Raw genomic sequence first — 16,960 nt, forward strand, 5'->3', positions numbered from 1 at the left:
GTCGCTGGTCGATGCGATCGCCCCTGCCGGGGCGCCGTCGGTGGAGTCGGCCGACTCGTGGGATGACGGGGTGACCGTCGGGGAGCGGGAGTAGATGTCTGGGCGGGATCGTCGCCAGGCGGTGATGGCGGTAGCGAACATGGTCGAGTCGTTGCTGCGCGGCAGCGGGCCAGCCGCCGGTGAACCCGACGGCGAAGATCAGCAGCTGAAGCTGTCGCGGCTGGCGATCGTGTACGTGCGGCAGTCGACGGTGGCGCAGATGCGGTTCAACACCGAGTCGGCCCAGCGGCAGTACGGCCTGGTCGGCACCGCCGCCGAGTTCGGGTGGCTGGCCGAGCAGATCGTCGTGGTCGACGCCGACCTGGGAATGTCCGGTAGGGCCGCGCACCGTCGCCGTCCGAGACGGCGAGGTCAGCGTCAAACAGGCCGCCGCCGGTTATCCCAGCCGATGCCGTCTACAACTGGCTGCGCCTCGGGCAGGCCCCCGCTCGGCGTGGTCCCAGCGGACGCTGCTGCTTTCTGGGACGACGCTACGCAGGAGATCTACCGGCAAAAGGTCGCGGGTTCGTTCCGGCTGAAGCCGATCGCACCTGCTCACCAACTGCTGTAGGGCAGACTTGCCTGCCGCTTGACCTTGGTGAAGCCCCACCGTGGTTGTGTGCCGGCTTTATCTGAAGAGGAACAGACTCGGGCAGCCCAGCGCTGACAGCCCCGAGGGCACCAGCAGGGACTCCCCGTACCTGCTCATCCTCGCGGTGCGGCGGGCAGCCTGACTCCGACCGCCGCAACGGTCCCACTAGTAGTCAGGAATTTCGACGATGCTGAAGTTCGCCATCAGGTGCGCGGTCATCGCCTCTCGGGGGCAGCGGGTGCCGCTCGGGCTCAGGTCCGCGGTCAGGCCGTCGCACGCCGGCCGTTCGCTCAGCCGGCACGGGCCGTCGAAATGCTCGCACCGGCGGCGACCGAACGACCACTCCATGAGCAGTGATCGCATGTGGGAGACCATCTGCGCCTGGAACGCCTGGCGCACGGGGCCTGTCGCCTCCTCCTCGTGGATCTGCGCCGGTCCCCAGCTTCGCATCGGCACCCGGTTGAAGATCTCTCGTAGCGCCTCGCGCGGCGCGCGGGCGATCTCGAAGAAGGGGCTGCCTCCGCCGATGTCCTCGCGCGTGCTGAGATTCTGCATGAAGAGCGTCCGCCAGTTGGTAAGCATGCCCGGTGGGACGGGTGACCAGGTCCGCAGTTCGTCGAACAGCCGGTCGACTCCGGCGGCGGCGATGCCGGGCAGTTCGGCAAGATTCGTCATCGGCGCGCCGACCGCGCGCAGAAGCGTCTCCTGAAAGGTGCGGGTCTCTTCGGCCGATCCGTCGCGGATCCCGATGGCGGAACCTGCGTCGGCCCGCGCTTCCAGTAACTTCAGGTAGTTGTCGAAGGCGAACCGGCCGCCGGTCTCGGGGATTTCCCCGGTCCGCACCAGCACTTCGAGCCAGTCGTCCATGTTCAGGGCGGCGTCGATGATGGCCATGATCTCCACCAGCGCGGTGGCTCGCGCCTGGTCGCCGAGGCGATGCTGGGCAATGGCGGCGTACATCCCGGCCGCGATCCCGTACGGCTCGAACGGCAGAAATCGCAGGGTGTGGAATTCCTGACGCTCGGCCAGGGAGAGTTCTGGCCGCTCGACAACGTTCCGGAACCCCTCGACGGCGGCACTCAGCCCCTCGAACAGGTGCTTCGTCCCGAGCAGAACATGACTGGCGGCCGAACCCGACGCGCGGCGTACCTGGCCGAGGTCGAAGAAGCGCAGGCGTCCCGCCGCACCGATCCGGTCGTCCGGGTAGACGGACATGCCGTGGTCGTCGCGCGGCGGCCCGCCGAAGAAGCTTTCCAACTCCTCCGGCCGGTATTGATGGCCGCCGTCGGCGCACCAGCTCACCGCGGTCAGGGCGTTGACGATGTCGGAGTAGCGGCGAAATCCCGAGGAGTGTTCGTACACCATTGGGTCGACCAGAATCCGCGGTCCGACGATCCCTGCCGCGGCCTTGCTTGCCTCGCTGGTCATCGCGGCCATCATCCGCATCTGTAGATGCGCGTCCCAGAACCACCGGATGCCTGTCATGGTGGTAGTCACCTGCCAGACGTGGGCCACCTCGTGGGCCATGGCGGGCACCGGAAGAACCGCCCCGACACCTTCCTGGGTGCTGACTTCCCTGTTCCGCTCGCTGAGCAGGCCGGCACCGAAGTGCATGTTCATCGAGGCCGGATCGACGAAGGCGATGTCGTCAAGGTTCTCCGTACGCAACACGGAGAGCCAGGGTGTCATCGACCCTTCTCCGGCCCGGACGAGAGGTCCGCGATGATCGTCTCGACCGTCGTGTCCCGAGCGCGGCCGTCAGACATACCCGACGCCATCAGAAAGGACACTCGCGCCTTCTCCAGCGCTTGCAAATCGTCACGGACGGCGTCAGCGCGCCGGCTCTGGGCGCGGTAGAGCCGATAGAAGAGCCCGGTCACGAGCGCCGAGGGCACGGAGAACCCGGCGGCGGTCCAGGCCCCGTCCGCGAAGTTGAGGGCGGCGAGCACCGACGCGGTCAGCGTCACCAGGAACGTCACCGTGCCCAGAACCACCACGAAGCCGAAAGCCTGACGAGCGCCGGCTCTCGCCTCGGCCCGAGCCTCGGCGAGGTCGGCCGATCCGGCCGCCAAGAACTCGGCCAGTGCCCGCATGGCGCGCGGCGATGTCCGGCGGTTGCCGCTGGGCCGGTGCAGAATGCCACCGCTCTGCCCATTGTCGGCGGCTGGCTCCTCGGCGCGGGCCATGGCGAGCGCCTCGCCTGCCCAGTGGCGGCCGTCATCGCTGCGGAGCCGGTGAAGAAGGGTTTCGAGGGATTCGGCGGAAGGGCTCATCGGGTGACGTCTTTCGCAAGATCCGGAGAGTGGTGTGCCGCCCCTTCATGGTCGCATCAGGACAGTCCGACCTCCAAGGGTTGCCCAACGAAAGTGGGCTACCGCCGAGAGTGACACGGGGGAACAACCTCCGGGCTTCGCGGTCGGCATAGAGCAAAATCGGCGGGTGTTGCCCGGGGAAGAGTTCGACACGTCCTGCTGCCGGGCCTGCCGGGGTCGCGTCACCTGGCCGCCCTCAACCTCGTCGAGTCACTTCGCTAGGACGAGTGGGGTCTGATCCCATTTACTACGACCAACTACAACCTGCCGACATCGCACTGTTCGACAACATCGCCGCTGTCAGCGCTGCGGATGGCCCGCCGCAGTAGGCTGCCGACGCCTACCGCAGCGCCCCTCGCCTGCCCGCCCCGGCCCCGCTTGCCGACGGCGGCCGACCCGGGCAGTGGCCTCCAGGCGTGGCAACTCTCGCCGAGAACCACTGAAGGCGGAACCGTCCGCAATCCAAACAACACTCGCAGAGAAGGCAGTATGAAGCGCCCGTCGGCATGCGGGCGCGGACCACGTCGTCGTCGCGGGTGTCATCGGGCCATCGCGCGCGCTCGGCCGAGGCCGGGAACGGCCCTGGACAGTTGCTGGACGACCACGACGCGCACGACCGCGCCGAGGAAGCTGGTGTTGCGCCCGGACTGGGACACGTACCGGCCGACCAGGCCGGGGATCTTGACCGTGTACCAGAGCAGCACCATGACCACGAACAGGTTCAGCACCGGTCCCGGTTCGGCGGGCAGACCCAGCGCGGGCAGCATGTGCCGCGGGTCGAGCAGCATCCACTGCCCGGCCTGCAGCATCAGCGCCTGCAGCACCGGCGTGGCGAGGCAGCCGGTGTAGCCGCGCCACCACAACCGGGCCAGGCCGTCGGTCTGCGGCAGCGCGTGGCAGGCCAGAGCGAGCGGCGCCGCCGCCGTGAGGACCAGCAGGGTGGTCAGCCGCACGATCAGGCTGAACGCGGTCATAGCGAGCAGCACCGTGATGAGCAGCGCGATGACCACGAACAGCAGCGCCGGCAACCCCGAGCCTTCCTCGGCTGCGGCGTGGACGTGCGTGTTGACGGCGGTGAACGCCCCGTCGGGGCTGTGGCCGGGTTCGGACAACGCCTCGGTCAGGCCGTTCGCCACGTCGATGGCCATGCCGCACAGCAGCTGGGAGAAGTGGGCGCTGACGAACCCCACGACCAGGCGTGGCGCAAGGTCCTTGATCGTGTAGCGGGACCGCTCGTCGCCGCCGGAAACCATGACCAGGATCCCGGCGGTGACGAACGCGAGGACGAAGACCGTGTCCACGATCCAGGTGGCACGGCCCGTGAGGGCCTGCACCTGCGGCAGGCCCGTCACGTCAGGTGTGATCAACAGGAATCTCGCGATCGCGCCGAGGACCGCGTCGAAGCACGCGAGGATCGCCGCGGCGACCCACCGCATGACCGTGTCGAGGATGTTGGCGACCGGGAACAGCAAGCCCATGCCTCAGCCCCCGACGATGCCTCTGACGATTTGCAGCAGCACCGGCGCGAGCACCGCCAGGCCGTAGCCCACCAGCGCGTTCTTCAAGGCGGCCTTGGCCTTGTCGACCTGGGCGGGGTCACCGCCCGCGGTGGCGTAGTAGACCCCGGCCAGGACCAGGAACAGCGTGGCCACCGCGCCCAGGATCCCCATGATCCATGCCTGGATGTTCGCGATGACCTGCGGCAACGAGTTGGCCGCGAGATAGACCGGGGTGCCCGGGTCCGCGAACGCGGCGGAGGGCACGGCGACCAGGATCGCGACGGTGGCCATATGTACGGCGACGGCGACGGCGCCGGCCCGGCGCGGAGTGCGGCGCCGGGTAACGGCGCGGCCGGACAGGAACGTGCGGGCGCGCGGAAGTCGCGTGCGAGACATTGGGACTCTCACCTCCCGCCCCGCGCCGCACCTGCAAACGGTGCGCGCTGGGGCGACTAGCGGAAGACGGGTAGGAACCGCCGCCGGGCGTGGCGGGAGGTGAACGGGCGTACCGCGTGGAGAATCCCCGGGAGGAGCACGTCCTCCCTCATGGGTTTGGCGGCTTCGATGTGGTGTCAGCGCATCAAAAGGGGCGCGGCACCCGGGGCACACGACACGCGCGTGCCTCCCACTAGCCCGACGGCGGGCAGCATCCCCCGGGGCCCGGGCCATCGATGGCGCCGGCGGGAAACATCTGCACCCACCAACCGGGCTTTGTCAGACATGGCGAACACCCAGAGACCTGACAGGGCACCCGCGATTCTCACAGGGCAGGCGCACCGGCATATCGAGGGCGATGGGTGTCTACCCGGCGCGGGCGAGAACCGGCGCTGCGCTTGTGCCTGTCGAATGCTTTGTCACTCTCGTCGGCTCCCGCGTTCGGCGGCCCGCTCAGGCAGTCGGCCGCGTCCGCGGCGCCTGTTGCCCGACACAGCGGCTTCGTGGTGACAGCGGCGCCGGGTGGTGGGCATGGTTCGGGCCCGGCGCGATGGTCACGCCGGGCCCGAGCAGGGGGAATGCGTCGTCAGGCCGCCGCGGCGGCAGAGCCCACTCGGTGGCGCGCGGCTGCCCTACCGGCCCGGATCTTGGCGCGGATGTCGTGGCGCCGGGTCAACTCGTCGCGCAGCCGCGGGGACAGCGGCCCGGTGAGCAGGCCGACGTCGAGCGCCCACGCCAGCCGGGCGTCGGCCCGGTTGAGGCGCATCCGCAGCACATCCACTTCGACATCCAGGGTCTCGGCGACCAAGGCGGGAGTGCGCCGGGCGAGGCGGATCGCGATGTACGGCTCGACGTCCTCGCCGTCGATGACCCCGAGAGCCTCGGCCCGGTACACCAGCAGGTCGACGTGCCCGTACGGGTGACGCGGCAGGCGGGACTCGGCGGCGTGCTCGATGTCGTCGACGAGAGGGTACTCGCGCTGGGCCAGGCGCAGGTCCCGCCCGGCGCGCCACGCGGCGAAGCACAGGCTGGCGTGCGGGGCGTCGCGGCCGGGGTCCACGCCGCCGCGCAGGCCCTCCAGGAATCCGGTGAGGATCTCCGCGTCGATGTCGGCCGGGTCGCCGTGGTATCCGGCGGCGAGGCTGCCGGCCATGGCCACGAGTGCCGGCATGGCCATCCCGACGGCGGCGATCACCCACTCCGGTCTGCCCTGCCGGGCGCGGCGGATCAGCTCCCGCCACACAGCGTCACGGGCGGCGTACGCGCTCGGATGCGCCATCAGCCAGTCCCGCAGTACCGGCAACGGAACCTCGCCGAACGGCAAATCAAGATCGATGCCGGCAGGTGCCGACGCGCCGAGATCACCGGCGGTGGTGCCGGCGCATCCGGCAGCGGCTGTGACGCCGCCTGCGGACACGGACGTGCCGCACTCGGCAGTGCCGGAATCGGCGGTGCCGCGAGTGCCGGACACGGTAGTGCCGGCGCCTGCCGAGCCGGTGGTGCCGGGCGTGCCGGCACGGGTGAGCGCGGCACAGTCGAGGGTCAGTGGCGCCGGGTCGACGGTCAGCGCCGCGAACGCCTTGTCGGCGGCCCGCAGCGCGGACGCCGGCCAGTCGTCACGAAGGTCGGACTCGCTCATGGGATGGGGCTCCAAACCAAAGGCAGCAGGGATGTGCCGCAAGAACGGCGAACAGCACCCAGTGCGCCACAGCCCCCTCACAACGGCCTGACGAAGCAGGTCAACGGGGGAAATAGCTGTCCGCGCGAAACGCTCACCCAATCTGACAAGGCTTGGACTGTCAGGAATGAAAATATGACAAGGAATCGATTGTCAGGAATCCTTGCAGAGTGCAGTGAGGGTCGTGAGCTGCCTTGTCGGGCTCGCCGTAGCCTGATCGTCCTCCACCGCCGATCCTGGACAGGGCCGACCCGTGCGATGGGCGTGGGAAAGCTGACAACGCTGCGGGAAGCTCACCGTGATCCGAAACCGCGATCTGACAAGGCTCTGACAAACCCTCTTCCCGATAGAACAACGGTCCTGCCATCCGAGGTTCCGTCGCGGGCGTAGTTGCTCCGGTCGTAGTAGCGGTGGACGGCGGACACGCGCCGAGCTGCTCGCCCGGCGCCTTCGCGCGGCGGCGTTCACGTGCTGCTCGGGCGACCGGAGCGATGGACATAGCCCGGCCTCCAGCGCCGCGACCGACGCCAGCGGCGCGTCGCCGCTGGGCGGCCGGGCGCACCGCCGGGGGATGTGAGCCGAACTGCCGAACTGCGACACGGCACTGCCGGACGGCCGGGACTGCCGCGGTGCTGTCGAGTCGCCGGAAAGTGCCCACAGACTGCCAGGTGTCGAACTGCCGGAGGTGCCGCGGCAATACCGAACTGCCGCGCCCGCCACCCGGCGCCCGCCCATCGGCAGGTGCCAGCGTCGCCGCGACATCCGGCGGCCACACGGTGTCCGAGCCTGCCGACGCCTTCCGCCGCTCCGTCACCGCGATACAGAGCGTGACGACCGGTCCGGCGCCGCGAGAGAGACTCCGGCGGATCTGACAGTGCGGGTCGCTGAGGTCCTTGCCGTCGCCCGCCGGTGCGCTCGGCACGTCAGCCAGGTATCAGGACCCAAACCGAGCTGTCATGGCCTTGCGGGCGCCTTGTCAGACACCGAGGACGCTTGTCAGAGTCCGGGGTGTTCGCCAGGTCTGACAGACCCCGGTTGGTGGGTGTCAGCGCATCACGGCGCGGCGCGGAGCCGACATCGCATGAGTCGATCCACACCGCACACCCCGCAGCCCCACGGCGACCCGGCCCAGACCGACGGCGCCGACCCGACTCTCCTGGTCGATCTGGTTGCCGGCGACCCGCCGGTGCCGATCACCGTGTGGCGTACCGCCCGCGACGGCGACGACCCCACCACCGGCGTTCCCGCCCGCCTGGCCTACCGACTGATCTGCGCGTACAGCCGGCCCGGCGAGGCGGTCGTCGACCTCACCGACGGCCACGCCTTGACCGCCGCCTGCCAGCGCGGACAACGCCGGCACCACACGGCGTGGTTCACCGATACGGCCTCGCTGATCATCGGCCCGGCCACGCCGCTGCCCGACGTCGAGATCGACACCGGCCTCGATGAGGCGATCGGGGCCGGCCTGGACGGGCCGGAACCGCTCGACCTGGCCGTCTGGTTCGGTGACGACCTCACCGACCCGACCATCCCGCCGGTCCCCGCCCTGCCCCCGGACGCGGACGCCAGCGTCGCCGGCGTCACTAGCCTGGTGGTCGCCTGCTGGCCCCTGGACCGTTCCGGCGAAGTGTCCAACCGTGTCCGCCTGGCCTGGCTGCTCGCCGCGTGCGCGCGGCTGCTGCGCCCGGGCGGCTGCCTGGTCCTGGTGGTCGGCACTCCGGTCGGCACGCCTACCACTCCGGAGGACTTCCGTCCCCTGGTCGCGGCGGCTTCCGCCGCCGGGCTCGGCTACCTGCAGCACATCGTCGCCGTCGACGCCGAGGCCGACGGCGACCAGTTCACCTACTTCGCCAGCGACGAGGAACTGCTCGCCCTCGCCGCTGGCGAGGACGGCCAGCGGTGGGCGGTCGCGCATCTGCGGGTGCACGCCGACTGTTTCGTGTTCAGCCAGACCCAGCCGCCCACGCCGCGGCGCCGACGGGGTGGTGACGCCCGTGCCTAGGCCCATCGCCCCGATCGCCGCACCCGACCCGGACGACAACGACTCCACCAACCGGCCCACGATTGCCTCCGCCACGAGTGCCAGCCACCACGGGCACCGCCGGGCCGCTCCCGGTCCGCAGGGCCTGTCGGTGTGGGCGACCGCCCAGTCGACGGGGCCGGTGCAGCGCCGCGGCCGGTACGTGCCGGACTCGGTCCGGCACCCGGCGCGGATGCTGCCGGCGATCGCCGCGCACGCCATCGACTCCTACACCTCACCCGGCGACCTCGTGCTCGACCCGATGTGCGGCATCGGCACCACCCTGGTCGAGGCCGCGCATCTCGGCCGGGACGCCATTGGTGTCGAGTACGAGAGCACGTGGAGCGACATCGCCGATGCCAACATCGCCCACGCCCACACCCAGGGGGCGACCGGGCGGGCGTCGGTGGTACGCGGTGACGCTACCCGCATCACCAGCCTGTTGCCGGCCGCGCTGGCCGGGCGGGTGTCGCTGGTGGTGACCTCGCCGCCGTACGGGCCGACGGTGCACGGCCTGGTCCGCCCGCAGGCCGGTGCCGGGGTCCAGAAGTCCGACAACACCTACAACGACGGCACCGACAAGGGCAACCTCGCCTACCGGGACCTGCCCGGCCTCGCCGAGGGATTCGCCGAGATCCTCGCCGGTTGCGCCGCCCTGCTCACCCCCGGCGGGATCGTCGTGGTCACCGCCCGGCCGTGGCGCAAACGCGGCGAACTGGTCGACCTGCCGTCCGCGGTCATCGGCGCCGGGACCGCGGCCGGCCTCGTCCCGATCGAGCGGTGCGTGGCGCTGCTCGCCGCCGTCCGCGGCGGCCGGCTGATCGCCCGGCCGAGCTTCTTCCAACTCTCCGCCGTACGCAAGGCGAGGGCCGCTGGGGTACCGATGCACCTGATCGCCCACGAAGACGTCATCGTCCTGGCCAAGCCGCTCCCCCAGCCCTCGGGGGAGGGTGAGGCCCGATGACCGCACCGACGACTCGACTGCTGTCGCTCGGCGCCGGGGTGCAGAGCTCGACGCTTCTGCTGTTGGCGGCCCAGGGCGACATTCCTGGGTTCGACGCGGCGATCTTCGCCGACACCTCGTGGGAGCCGGTTGTGGTCTACCGGCATCTGGACCGGCTGATGGAGGTCGCCGACGAGGTCGGCATCGAGATCGTGCGCGTCCGTTCCGGTGACATCCGGGCTGACGCTCTCGACCCGAAGCACCGATTCGCCAGCATGCCCCTGTACACGCTCGGACCGAACGGCGAGCGGGGCATGGCCCGGCGACAGTGCACAGGCGAATACAAGATCAAACCCATCAAGGTCGAGGTTCGGCGGCGGCTCGGCTACCCACACCCGGCCCGGGTACCGGCCGGCGTACGGGCGGACATCGCGATCGGGATCAGCCTGGACGAGATCGGCCGCGCCCGCGACGCCGACGTCGCCTACATGCGCAACGTCTTCCCCCTGCTCGATCTCGGTTGGCGACGCGAGGACTGCCTGCGTTACCTGCACCAGCAGGGTCTCGGGGACACCCCGCGCTCGTCGTGTGTGGGTTGCCCGTTCCACGCCGACGGTTTCTGGCTCGCGCTTCGCGAGAACAGTCCGACCGAGTGGGCCGACGCCGTCGCGTTCGACCATGCGATCCGTAACGGCTCCGCGCGAGCCAACGCGGCCGGGCATCCGCTACGCGGGCAGTTCTTCCTGCACCGGCAGCGGGTGCCTCTCGACGAGGTGGTGCTGCGCCCACGTCCGCAGCCGGCGGACACGCCGGGGTGCGGGCCGTGGACGTGCCCCCACGACGCCCCGAACTCGGCTCCGACCGGCACGGGCCGCGGGGAGGTGGCGTGAGCGGTGCGCATACCACCGGACCGCGGATCGGATCGGTCTGCTCGGGCTACGGAGGCCTCGACCTGGCCGTCGAGCTGGTGCTCGGCGGCCATCTCGCCTGGTACGCCGAGACCGACCGACACGCCGCCATCGTCCTGCGCCACCACTGGCCCGACGTCGCGAACCTCGGCGACATCCGCACCGTCGACTGGACCAGAGTCGCACCGGTCGACATCCTCACCGCAGGATTCCCCTGCCAGGACATCAGCAACGCCGGCAAGAGGGCCGGTATCACCGGGGAGCACTCCAGCCTCTGGACACACGTCGCCGCAGCCGTTCGCGGTCTTCGACCTCGCCTGCTGTTCGTGGAGAACGTCGCCGCCCTCCTGCGGCGCGGCTTCGACGTCGTCCACCGTGACCTGGCCGAGATCGGGTACGACACGAGCTGGCTATGCCTACGCGCATCCGACATCGGCGCCGCCCACCGACGCGACCGGCTGTTCCTGCTGGCCACCCCCACCGAACGAGAGGGTGCGGACGTTGCCGACTCCCTGCGCCCGTGACGGCAAAGGCCCCGGCCACCAGCACGGCTTACCCGACGTCGTCGAACCGGGCGGCACCCGCCACCACCTGCTCCCCACACCCACCGCACAGCCCTACGGGTCGAACCGGTCCCCGTCGGCGGGCGCGGCACGCCGGCCAAGCCTGGCCGGCGTCACCGGGCGACTCCTGCCCACCCCGACCGCCGGAGGCGGCACCGGCTACATGAGCGGCACCCACCGCGACACCTGGAAACCAACCCTCGAATCAGCCGTCCACGGCTACCGGCCCCACCACGGCGGGAAACCCCCGAAATCCCAGGCCCCACCGCCGTCGGCGGCGGCCAGCGGTCACTCCGCTATGGGCATTCCCGGCCCCCTGCTGCCGACCCCGCGCGCCAGCGACACCGGCACCGCGGGGCGACGGGCCGGCGCCGGGTTCCGCCCGCCACTGTCGCAGGTGCTGCTGCCCACCCCGAAAGCCACCGACGGCACGAAAGGCTGCCCAGGACAACGCGGCTCACACGGGGATTTGACCCTGCCATCGGCGGCGGTGCGGGTACCCGGGCGTACCCTGCCAACCCCACGCGCGTCCGACGCGCGCGGTCCCGGACGACACGGCGACGGCGGCACCGACCTACGCACCACCGTCGCCGACCTCACCGGCGACCTGGGACACCCCGACGAGCGGCGGTGGGGCGTCTACGCCGCCGCCGTCGCCCGCTGGGAACTGCTCATCGGCCGGCCCGCACCCACGCCCACACAGGTCGGCACACACGGCAAGCCTGTCCTCGCCCCACCGTTCGTCGAGTGGCATCTCAATCACGGAGTCAAGGGCGGCGCCGTCGGCTCGACGTTGGTTCCGGTCGTCCGACGATCCGCCGGGCTTCCGCGAGGATCTCGTCGTTGATGTCCTGCTCGGTCATGTCGGTGTACTCGAGGGTGTCGTAAACGTCGTCGAGTTCGACGAGGCGTTCGGCGAGTGCCAACCTGTAATGGCCGATGGTGGAGTGCGCCCACACCGCGAGGTCCAGGGGAGGCAGAAGCCCGGCTAGGACTCGCGACGCCATGATCGTGATCGCGGCTTCCTGCCCGGCGTGGCTGCCGCGCGGGTGGTAGCTGAGCCCCACGTCCTTCAGCGCGGCTTCGAGTAGTTCGGGGACTTCCTCGTCGGCATGCCGAGTGTGAACGCCAGCGAGCGTGGCCAGGTTGAGTCCGTCGAAGCCGGCGACCAGCAGGTCGCAGGCGGCGTCGACCAACTCGGCTGCGGTGACCTGGCCGACGCTCCACAACGCGGCGGCTTCGTGCATCCGGGCGATAGCTTTGTCGCGCTCCACGCGTCCATCCTGGATCGCTAGGTGGTGAAACGCCCATGGTTTACCCGACAGACGTTAGGCAGCACGCGCTGGCGCGACCGGCTGGAAGCACCTGCTGTCGCGTAGCAGCGCCCACAACACGTCGACCCGTCTGCGGGCCAGGGCTATCAACGCCTGACGCGGCTTGCGGCCTTCGGCGCGCTTGCGGTCGAAGTACTCGCGGTTCGGACCGTCGAATTTGAGGCTGGTCAGGGCCGACAGATAGAAGACCCGGCGCAGGGTTCGGCTGTAGTGCTTGGGACGGCGCATGATCCCGACTCTGCGGCCGGACTCGCGTGGCACCGGCGCCAGGCCGGCGAAGGCCGCGAGGTGATCGGCGTCGCGGAAGTTGCGGGTGTCGCCGATGACGGCCAGAAACTCCGCACCGAGCACGGGCCCCATCCCGGGCATGCTCAAAATGATCTGCGCCTGCGGGTGTTGACTGAACATCTCGGCGATTTCCGCGTCGAGTTCCCGGATCCGGCGGTGCAGGTCTAGCAGGTAGTCGGCCATCTGCTGGATCAGCCGGGCCGTAGCCCTCTGCCCGGGCAGCTGGACGGTCTGGGCCGTGGCTGCGGCCCAGGCCTTCTCCGCCAGGGCCGTGGCCTTGCGGGCGCGGCGGCCCTTGAGCCGATCAGTGATCTCCTCGCGTCCTGCCTGCCGGATCGCCTCCGGCGTCTGGTACAGGCTAAGCAGGGTCAGCGGACCCCGCTTGGCGAAGTTGAACGCCTTCTCCAGCGCCGGGAAAGTGCCGGTCAGGTAGTCACGCAGGCGAGTGATGGTGCGCGTCCAGTCGGTTGTCAGATCGGCCCGGTGCGCGGTGAGGACCGCCAGCTCGGCGACCAGCTCCGGCTTGACCGTCAACGCGGACAGGTCCCGGCGCATGCGAGCCATCTCGGCGATGATCCGGGCGTCCTTCGCGTCGGTCTTGCCCTCGCCGCGGAAGGCGCCCGACATGCGGTGCACTGTCCTACCGGGCACGTACACCAGGCGCTGCCCGGCCGACAGCAGCAGCGCGATGGCAAGCGCGGCCGGGCTGCCTGCCAGATCGATCGCCCAGGTCAGCTCCTGGGCGGTGTCTCGTCCCTTGGCGATCAAGTTCTCGATCGCTGCCTGGTCGTTGACCACCCGCTGCGACCAGATCACCCGTCCGCGATCGTCGACGGCTGTCGCATGATGCGCAGCCTTGCCGGCGTCGATCCCGATCCAGGCCCGTTCCAACCTTTCCTCCCCACAACGACATCGGCGGTCCCCAACGGAGCACCCCGCCAGCACAGCCTTAGACAGCGACGACTCGCGGCTCTCAATCAGCGGCCAGGGCGTCCAGAAGGAGCCGGGCGGCCATGCCACTCAGGCCACCGGACGGCGTCATGGGCCAAGCCACACCCGGCCCCTCTGGGTAGTCCAGATGATCTCACCCGGACGATCGAAAACCCTAAGGCTCGGGCTGCCGCGCACCGCCGCACTACGGATCCTCGGCAACGGCGTCGTCCCCCAACAGGCTGCCGCAGCGTTGCGGATCCTGCTATGCCCCGTCCGGTGGGAGGTGTCCACATGACCAGCGGTCGCCGCGGGTGGAACACCCTACGAAGGGTCCTCCGTCGCGCGTACCCGCTCGGCGTCGTTGTCAGGTGGTGCGCCCAGCCAGGCGTGGACCGTCGCGATCTCCTCGTCGGAGAAAGTGATCTCGGCGTCGGGGGCGCGGCTGAGGACGTTGCCGATGAACGCCGCTGCGATCTCGTCGGCTGTCGGTGGGGGTTGACGGTGCAATGGGCAACCGCCGAACGACGTGCCCCGAACGACGAACCCGACCGCGTTGCGGCTGACCGGCAGCCCCTGCTCCCGAAGATGGTCACGGGCCCAGCTGGTGCACTGGGTCCAGTTGAACCGCTGCGACTGGGCGTACTCGGCGAGTGTCCGGTAGATCGCCGGCCACCAAGGTTGCGGCATTCGCGGCAGATCGAGCTGGTCGCTCAGACGCTCGACGGGATTCGGCAGAGCGACTCGGGGCGGCGTCGCGGTGACAGTCTCCGGAGCCGGATGGCGGCTGGTGTCCCAGAGCAGATGCTGCGACATCCGCAGGTTCGGCAACGTCAGGCTCGCCAAAGCGCGGGCGAAAGTGCCGAAGCCGAACCAGTTGCTGTCGCTGACCGACGGACCGAGCTGCGTCCGCAGCCGGGAAGCGAGCGAAGCCATGTTCAGCGGCTCGGTCGCCGTGGCGTACTCCTGGGTCACGATCGACCGGAAAGCCTCGTACGCCTCGCTTTGGCCGACGGCAGGGGTGTCACCGTCGACAGCGACCACACGCTCGGCGAACCCGTCGTCCACCTCGCTGTCGGGCTCATCGTCAAGGTCGACCGACTCGCCCTGTACCAAGCCCAACAGGTGCTGGCTGTCGAGAACCTGGTCGGCGATCGCGGTGAAGGCCTCGGCCGCGTCGGCCGGTGAGACGATCATGGTTCGCCGGTCGGAGCGGCGTAGGCGTTGCAGCAGCGGTGTCATGTCGGAGTCGCCGGAGGCGATGACGAACTCGTCGTACCGGGTGTCGGCGGACAGCGCGTCAACGGCGTCGACGACGATCCTGATGTCGGCCGCGTTCTTTGTGCTGCTGTAGCGAGGGCAGTCGATCACGTCGAAGCCGGCACGGACGAACGATGGCCGGAACTTCGAGAAGAACAACCGCGTCTGCTCCCCACCCTGGTCTGTGCGGTACACCCAGCCTGCGGGGTTCAGGTAGCAGCGCAGGACCAGCCAACGCCGCGCGCCATCCGTCGTGGCCGTCGTCGCCAGCCGGCGCAACCACCCTGCTGGGTCCTCGGCGAAATGGACCGCCACGTCCGGATCCAACTTGTAGAGGCCGCCGAACACATTGTCGAAGTCGAGGTAGAGCGCCGCCCGAACGTGACTCACCAGCGCAACCTACCAACGCTGCGCAAGGACGCCGTCACACGTACCGCCTCACGGCAGCACGTGTGACGGCCGCCGCGAGCGAGACCCGCACCTGACCAACCTGATCTCACTCTGCTTCCAGCATCGACGATTCGGAGTACTCACCGTGACCAGCCACGACATCGACCCCACAGGAGCGCCCAGCAACCTGGCCAGCGGCGCCGGGGTGTGGACCGGAGCGCATCCCCGCGCTCGGCGCGATCACCGACCTACCCACCGCCGGCCGTGTCTTCGGCCTGGGCCGGGCCCTGTCCTACGAACTCGCCCGCACCGGCGACTTCCCCGCTCGTCATCCGCGTCGGCACCCGCTACAAGATGCCCGTCGCCGGCATCCTCACGACGCCATCCGCCCCGCCCACGGCAGCGCCGACCCCGCGACACGGGCGACGGTCAGGGGCGTGCGGCCGATGAAAGCGGCCAGTATCCAACGCCTCTACGCCACCCTACGCAAGGCCCTCAACGACGCTGTCGTCCGAGCCAAACTGATCCCCACCAGCCCCGCCCTCGGCATCGAACTTCCCACCGCCCGCCGCGCCAAGGCACGGATATGGACCGCCAAAGCGGTTGAGCACTGGCAGGCCACAGGGCAGCGCCCCAGCCCGGTGACGGTGTGGATGCCTGCGCAGGGCCGGAGGCTTCCTCGACCGGTTACCTCACTGTGGTCCGACAGATCACCACCGTCGGCTACACACCCGTCGCTCGCCACGTCACAAGCGACGCCGGGGACCGAGTAATCCCCTCGGTCCGAAAACCATCTTGTCCTCCGCGACCACCTCGAGATGCGCCAGCGCTGGCAGGCCGTCAGCGGCGACGAATGGCCCGACAGCGGTTTGTTCTTCGTCCGCCCCGATGGCGAGCCGTGGCATCCCCAAACCATCCAGCGACCGCTTCGACCACCTCATCGCCAAGGCCGGGCTGCCGCCCCGTACGGCTACACGACCTGCGCCACTGCGCCGCCACCTACCTGCGCCACGGCGGCGCCGACATGAAGAAGTCCGCGAAACCCTCGGCCACTCCACCATCGGCCCCACCTCCGACACATATACCAGCGTGATTATCGAACTCGAACGCGGCACCGCCGACGCCGCCGCCGACCTCATCCCCCGCAACGACAGCGCGGCGTAGCCCTAAACACAACGACCGCGACGCCACGAGAATTTGCTCTGATGCCTTCTAATCTGGCCTATGGGTGCTGCGTGGCCGAGGGGCGCAGACCCGCCATTCGAAGCCTAGCCTCGGTCTTTCGCTAGCTGTTGATCAAGGCCGTGATCTGGGCAGTTGATCTTCTCGGTTTGGGGTTGGGTTTCGCGGGCGTGCCGATGGCCCGACGCGGTGGCCGGGGTCCTCCGGGTTGCTCGTCGGGCTGTGGGGTCGCGTGTCAGGTGACCGGTTGTGGTAGCGCGGCGAGACGACTGAAGGCAGTGACGAGGTCGGTGGTCCAGGGCCAGCCTTCGGCGATGCGTAGCCGGGTGCGTCTGGCCGAGCGGGTGATCCGGGCGGCGACGTGTAACAGTTGGTAGCGCAGCTTCTTCGGTTCGGCGGCGGCGAGTTCGCGGTCGAGGAGCAGGTGCTGGGTCCAGGCGAGCAGGTCGATGCCGGTCAGCGCGAGTTCCAGCCACGCCTGGTTGATCGCGAAGACGCGGGAGGGGAAGTGGCCGAAGCCGGTGTCCTTGCCGGTGCGGATGCGGTCCTCCACTCGGGCGTGGGCGCGGTGGCGGGCTTCCAGGTAC

16 protein-coding genes are annotated in these 16,960 nt (G+C 69.8%); 7 read left to right on the forward strand and 9 right to left on the reverse strand.

Translation table 11 applies throughout. The features are described from left to right. The first annotated feature begins 94 nt into the window (after nt 1-94). Nucleotides 95-610 carry a hypothetical protein gene (locus tag ACLQ2S_RS24825; protein WP_155221960.1) on the forward strand — a complete coding sequence of 172 codons (516 nt, stop codon included), beginning with the start codon at nt 95-97 and terminating at the stop codon, nt 608-610. Nucleotides 611-796: 186 nt separating this feature from the next. Here the strand turns inward: ACLQ2S_RS24825 and ACLQ2S_RS24830 are convergent, their stop codons facing one another. The 5 genes from ACLQ2S_RS24830 to ACLQ2S_RS24850 form a co-directional block, all read right to left on the reverse strand. Next, nucleotides 797-2,320 carry a hypothetical protein gene (locus ACLQ2S_RS24830; protein WP_155221961.1) on the reverse strand — a complete coding sequence of 508 codons (1,524 nt, stop codon included), beginning with the start codon at nt 2,318-2,320 and terminating at the stop codon, nt 797-799. After that, a complete protein-coding gene (locus ACLQ2S_RS24835; protein ID WP_425703247.1) occupies nt 2,317-2,904 on the reverse strand; it encodes a hypothetical protein in 588 nt (195 codons plus the stop codon). The genes ACLQ2S_RS24830 and ACLQ2S_RS24835 overlap by 4 nt, the downstream gene beginning before the upstream one ends. 578 nt (nt 2,905-3,482) lie before the next feature. After that, nucleotides 3,483-4,421 (reverse strand): conjugal transfer protein TrbL family protein, encoded by a 939-nt coding sequence (locus tag ACLQ2S_RS24840; RefSeq protein WP_155221963.1) that lies wholly within the window; start codon nt 4,419-4,421, stop codon nt 3,483-3,485. A 3-nt stretch (nt 4,422-4,424) separates the two neighbouring features. Further along, nucleotides 4,425-4,733 (reverse strand): pilin, encoded by a 309-nt coding sequence (locus tag ACLQ2S_RS24845; RefSeq protein ID WP_230462937.1) that lies wholly within the window; start codon nt 4,731-4,733, stop codon nt 4,425-4,427. 730 nt (nt 4,734-5,463) lie between these two features. After that, nucleotides 5,464-6,516, reverse strand: a complete 1,053-nt coding sequence (locus tag ACLQ2S_RS24850) for a hypothetical protein (protein ID WP_155221965.1) — start codon at nt 6,514-6,516, stop codon at nt 5,464-5,466. 1,120 nt (nt 6,517-7,636) lie between these two features. On the opposite strand from ACLQ2S_RS24850, the gene ACLQ2S_RS24855 reads away from it, so the two are divergent. The 5 genes from ACLQ2S_RS24855 to ACLQ2S_RS24875 are packed head-to-tail and all read left to right on the forward strand — an operon-like array spanning nt 7,637 to nt 11,836. Continuing rightward, nucleotides 7,637-8,557, forward strand: a complete 921-nt coding sequence (locus tag ACLQ2S_RS24855; protein ID WP_155221966.1) for a hypothetical protein — start codon at nt 7,637-7,639, stop codon at nt 8,555-8,557. Further along, nucleotides 8,541-9,539, forward strand: coding sequence for a TRM11 family SAM-dependent methyltransferase (locus ACLQ2S_RS24860; protein ID WP_425703250.1), 999 nt, complete (start codon nt 8,541-8,543; stop codon nt 9,537-9,539). The genes ACLQ2S_RS24855 and ACLQ2S_RS24860 overlap by 17 nt, the downstream gene beginning before the upstream one ends. Beyond that, a complete protein-coding gene (locus ACLQ2S_RS24865) occupies nt 9,536-10,408 on the forward strand; it encodes a hypothetical protein (RefSeq protein WP_425703252.1) in 873 nt (290 codons plus the stop codon). Before ACLQ2S_RS24860 ends, ACLQ2S_RS24865 begins: the two co-directional genes overlap by 4 nt. Then, complete coding sequence (locus tag ACLQ2S_RS24870) at nt 10,405-10,950, forward strand: DNA cytosine methyltransferase (protein WP_425703254.1); 546 nt, start codon at nt 10,405-10,407, stop codon at nt 10,948-10,950. The genes ACLQ2S_RS24865 and ACLQ2S_RS24870 overlap by 4 nt, the downstream gene beginning before the upstream one ends. Continuing rightward, nucleotides 10,919-11,836: a hypothetical protein gene (locus ACLQ2S_RS24875; protein WP_425703256.1), complete on the forward strand. Its 918-nt coding sequence runs from the start codon at nt 10,919-10,921 to the stop codon at nt 11,834-11,836. Before ACLQ2S_RS24870 ends, ACLQ2S_RS24875 begins: the two co-directional genes overlap by 32 nt. Here ACLQ2S_RS24875 and ACLQ2S_RS24880 read toward each other — a convergent pair. The 3 genes from ACLQ2S_RS24880 to ACLQ2S_RS24890 form a co-directional block, all read right to left on the reverse strand. Beyond that, nucleotides 11,757-12,236 carry a hypothetical protein gene (locus tag ACLQ2S_RS24880; protein ID WP_425703258.1) on the reverse strand — a complete coding sequence of 160 codons (480 nt, stop codon included), beginning with the start codon at nt 12,234-12,236 and terminating at the stop codon, nt 11,757-11,759. The genes ACLQ2S_RS24875 and ACLQ2S_RS24880 overlap by 80 nt on opposite strands. Nucleotides 12,237-12,317: 81 nt before the next feature. Beyond that, complete coding sequence (locus ACLQ2S_RS24885) at nt 12,318-13,502, reverse strand: IS110 family transposase (RefSeq protein WP_425703260.1); 1,185 nt, start codon at nt 13,500-13,502, stop codon at nt 12,318-12,320. A gap of 363 nt (nt 13,503-13,865) precedes the next feature. Further along, nucleotides 13,866-15,191: an NYN domain-containing protein gene (locus ACLQ2S_RS24890; RefSeq protein WP_309223878.1), complete on the reverse strand. Its 1,326-nt coding sequence runs from the start codon at nt 15,189-15,191 to the stop codon at nt 13,866-13,868. Nucleotides 15,192-16,079: 888 nt separating this feature from the next. Between ACLQ2S_RS24890 and ACLQ2S_RS24895 the strand changes: the two genes are divergently transcribed. Beyond that, nucleotides 16,080-16,355 (forward strand): hypothetical protein, encoded by a 276-nt coding sequence (locus ACLQ2S_RS24895; protein WP_425703262.1) that lies wholly within the window; start codon nt 16,080-16,082, stop codon nt 16,353-16,355. A gap of 253 nt (nt 16,356-16,608) precedes the next feature. Here the strand turns inward: ACLQ2S_RS24895 and ACLQ2S_RS24900 are convergent. Then, on the reverse strand, nt 16,609-16,960 hold a 352-nt coding region (locus tag ACLQ2S_RS24900), incomplete at its 5' end, for a transposase (protein WP_425703264.1).

Origin of the sequence: Micromonospora sp. DT48 (genome assembly GCF_049844495.1) — a bacterium.
In the GTDB taxonomy this organism is placed as follows: Bacteria; Actinomycetota; Actinomycetes; order Mycobacteriales; family Micromonosporaceae; genus Micromonospora.

What these genes read in the sequence shown, in the direction of transcription:
- ACLQ2S_RS24825 (WP_155221960.1), top strand. Translation starts at nt 95, where the DNA reads ATGTCTGGGCGGGATCGTCGCCAGGCGGTGATGGCGGTAGCGAACATG.
- ACLQ2S_RS24830 (WP_155221961.1), bottom strand. Translation starts at nt 2,320, where the DNA reads ATGACACCCTGGCTCTCCGTGTTGCGTACGGAGAACCTTGACGACATC.
- ACLQ2S_RS24835 (WP_425703247.1), bottom strand. Translation starts at nt 2,904, where the DNA reads ATGAGCCCTTCCGCCGAATCCCTCGAAACCCTTCTTCACCGGCTCCGC.
- ACLQ2S_RS24840 (WP_155221963.1), bottom strand. Translation starts at nt 4,421, where the DNA reads ATGGGCTTGCTGTTCCCGGTCGCCAACATCCTCGACACGGTCATGCGG.
- ACLQ2S_RS24845 (WP_230462937.1), bottom strand. Translation starts at nt 4,733, where the DNA reads ATGGCCACCGTCGCGATCCTGGTCGCCGTGCCCTCCGCCGCGTTCGCG.
- ACLQ2S_RS24850 (WP_155221965.1), bottom strand. Translation starts at nt 6,516, where the DNA reads ATGAGCGAGTCCGACCTTCGTGACGACTGGCCGGCGTCCGCGCTGCGG.
- ACLQ2S_RS24855 (WP_155221966.1), top strand. Translation starts at nt 7,637, where the DNA reads ATGAGTCGATCCACACCGCACACCCCGCAGCCCCACGGCGACCCGGCC.
- ACLQ2S_RS24865 (WP_425703252.1), top strand. Translation starts at nt 9,536, where the DNA reads ATGACCGCACCGACGACTCGACTGCTGTCGCTCGGCGCCGGGGTGCAG.
- ACLQ2S_RS24880 (WP_425703258.1), bottom strand. Translation starts at nt 12,236, where the DNA reads ATGCACGAAGCCGCCGCGTTGTGGAGCGTCGGCCAGGTCACCGCAGCC.
- ACLQ2S_RS24895 (WP_425703262.1), top strand. Translation starts at nt 16,080, where the DNA reads ATGGCGAGCCGTGGCATCCCCAAACCATCCAGCGACCGCTTCGACCAC.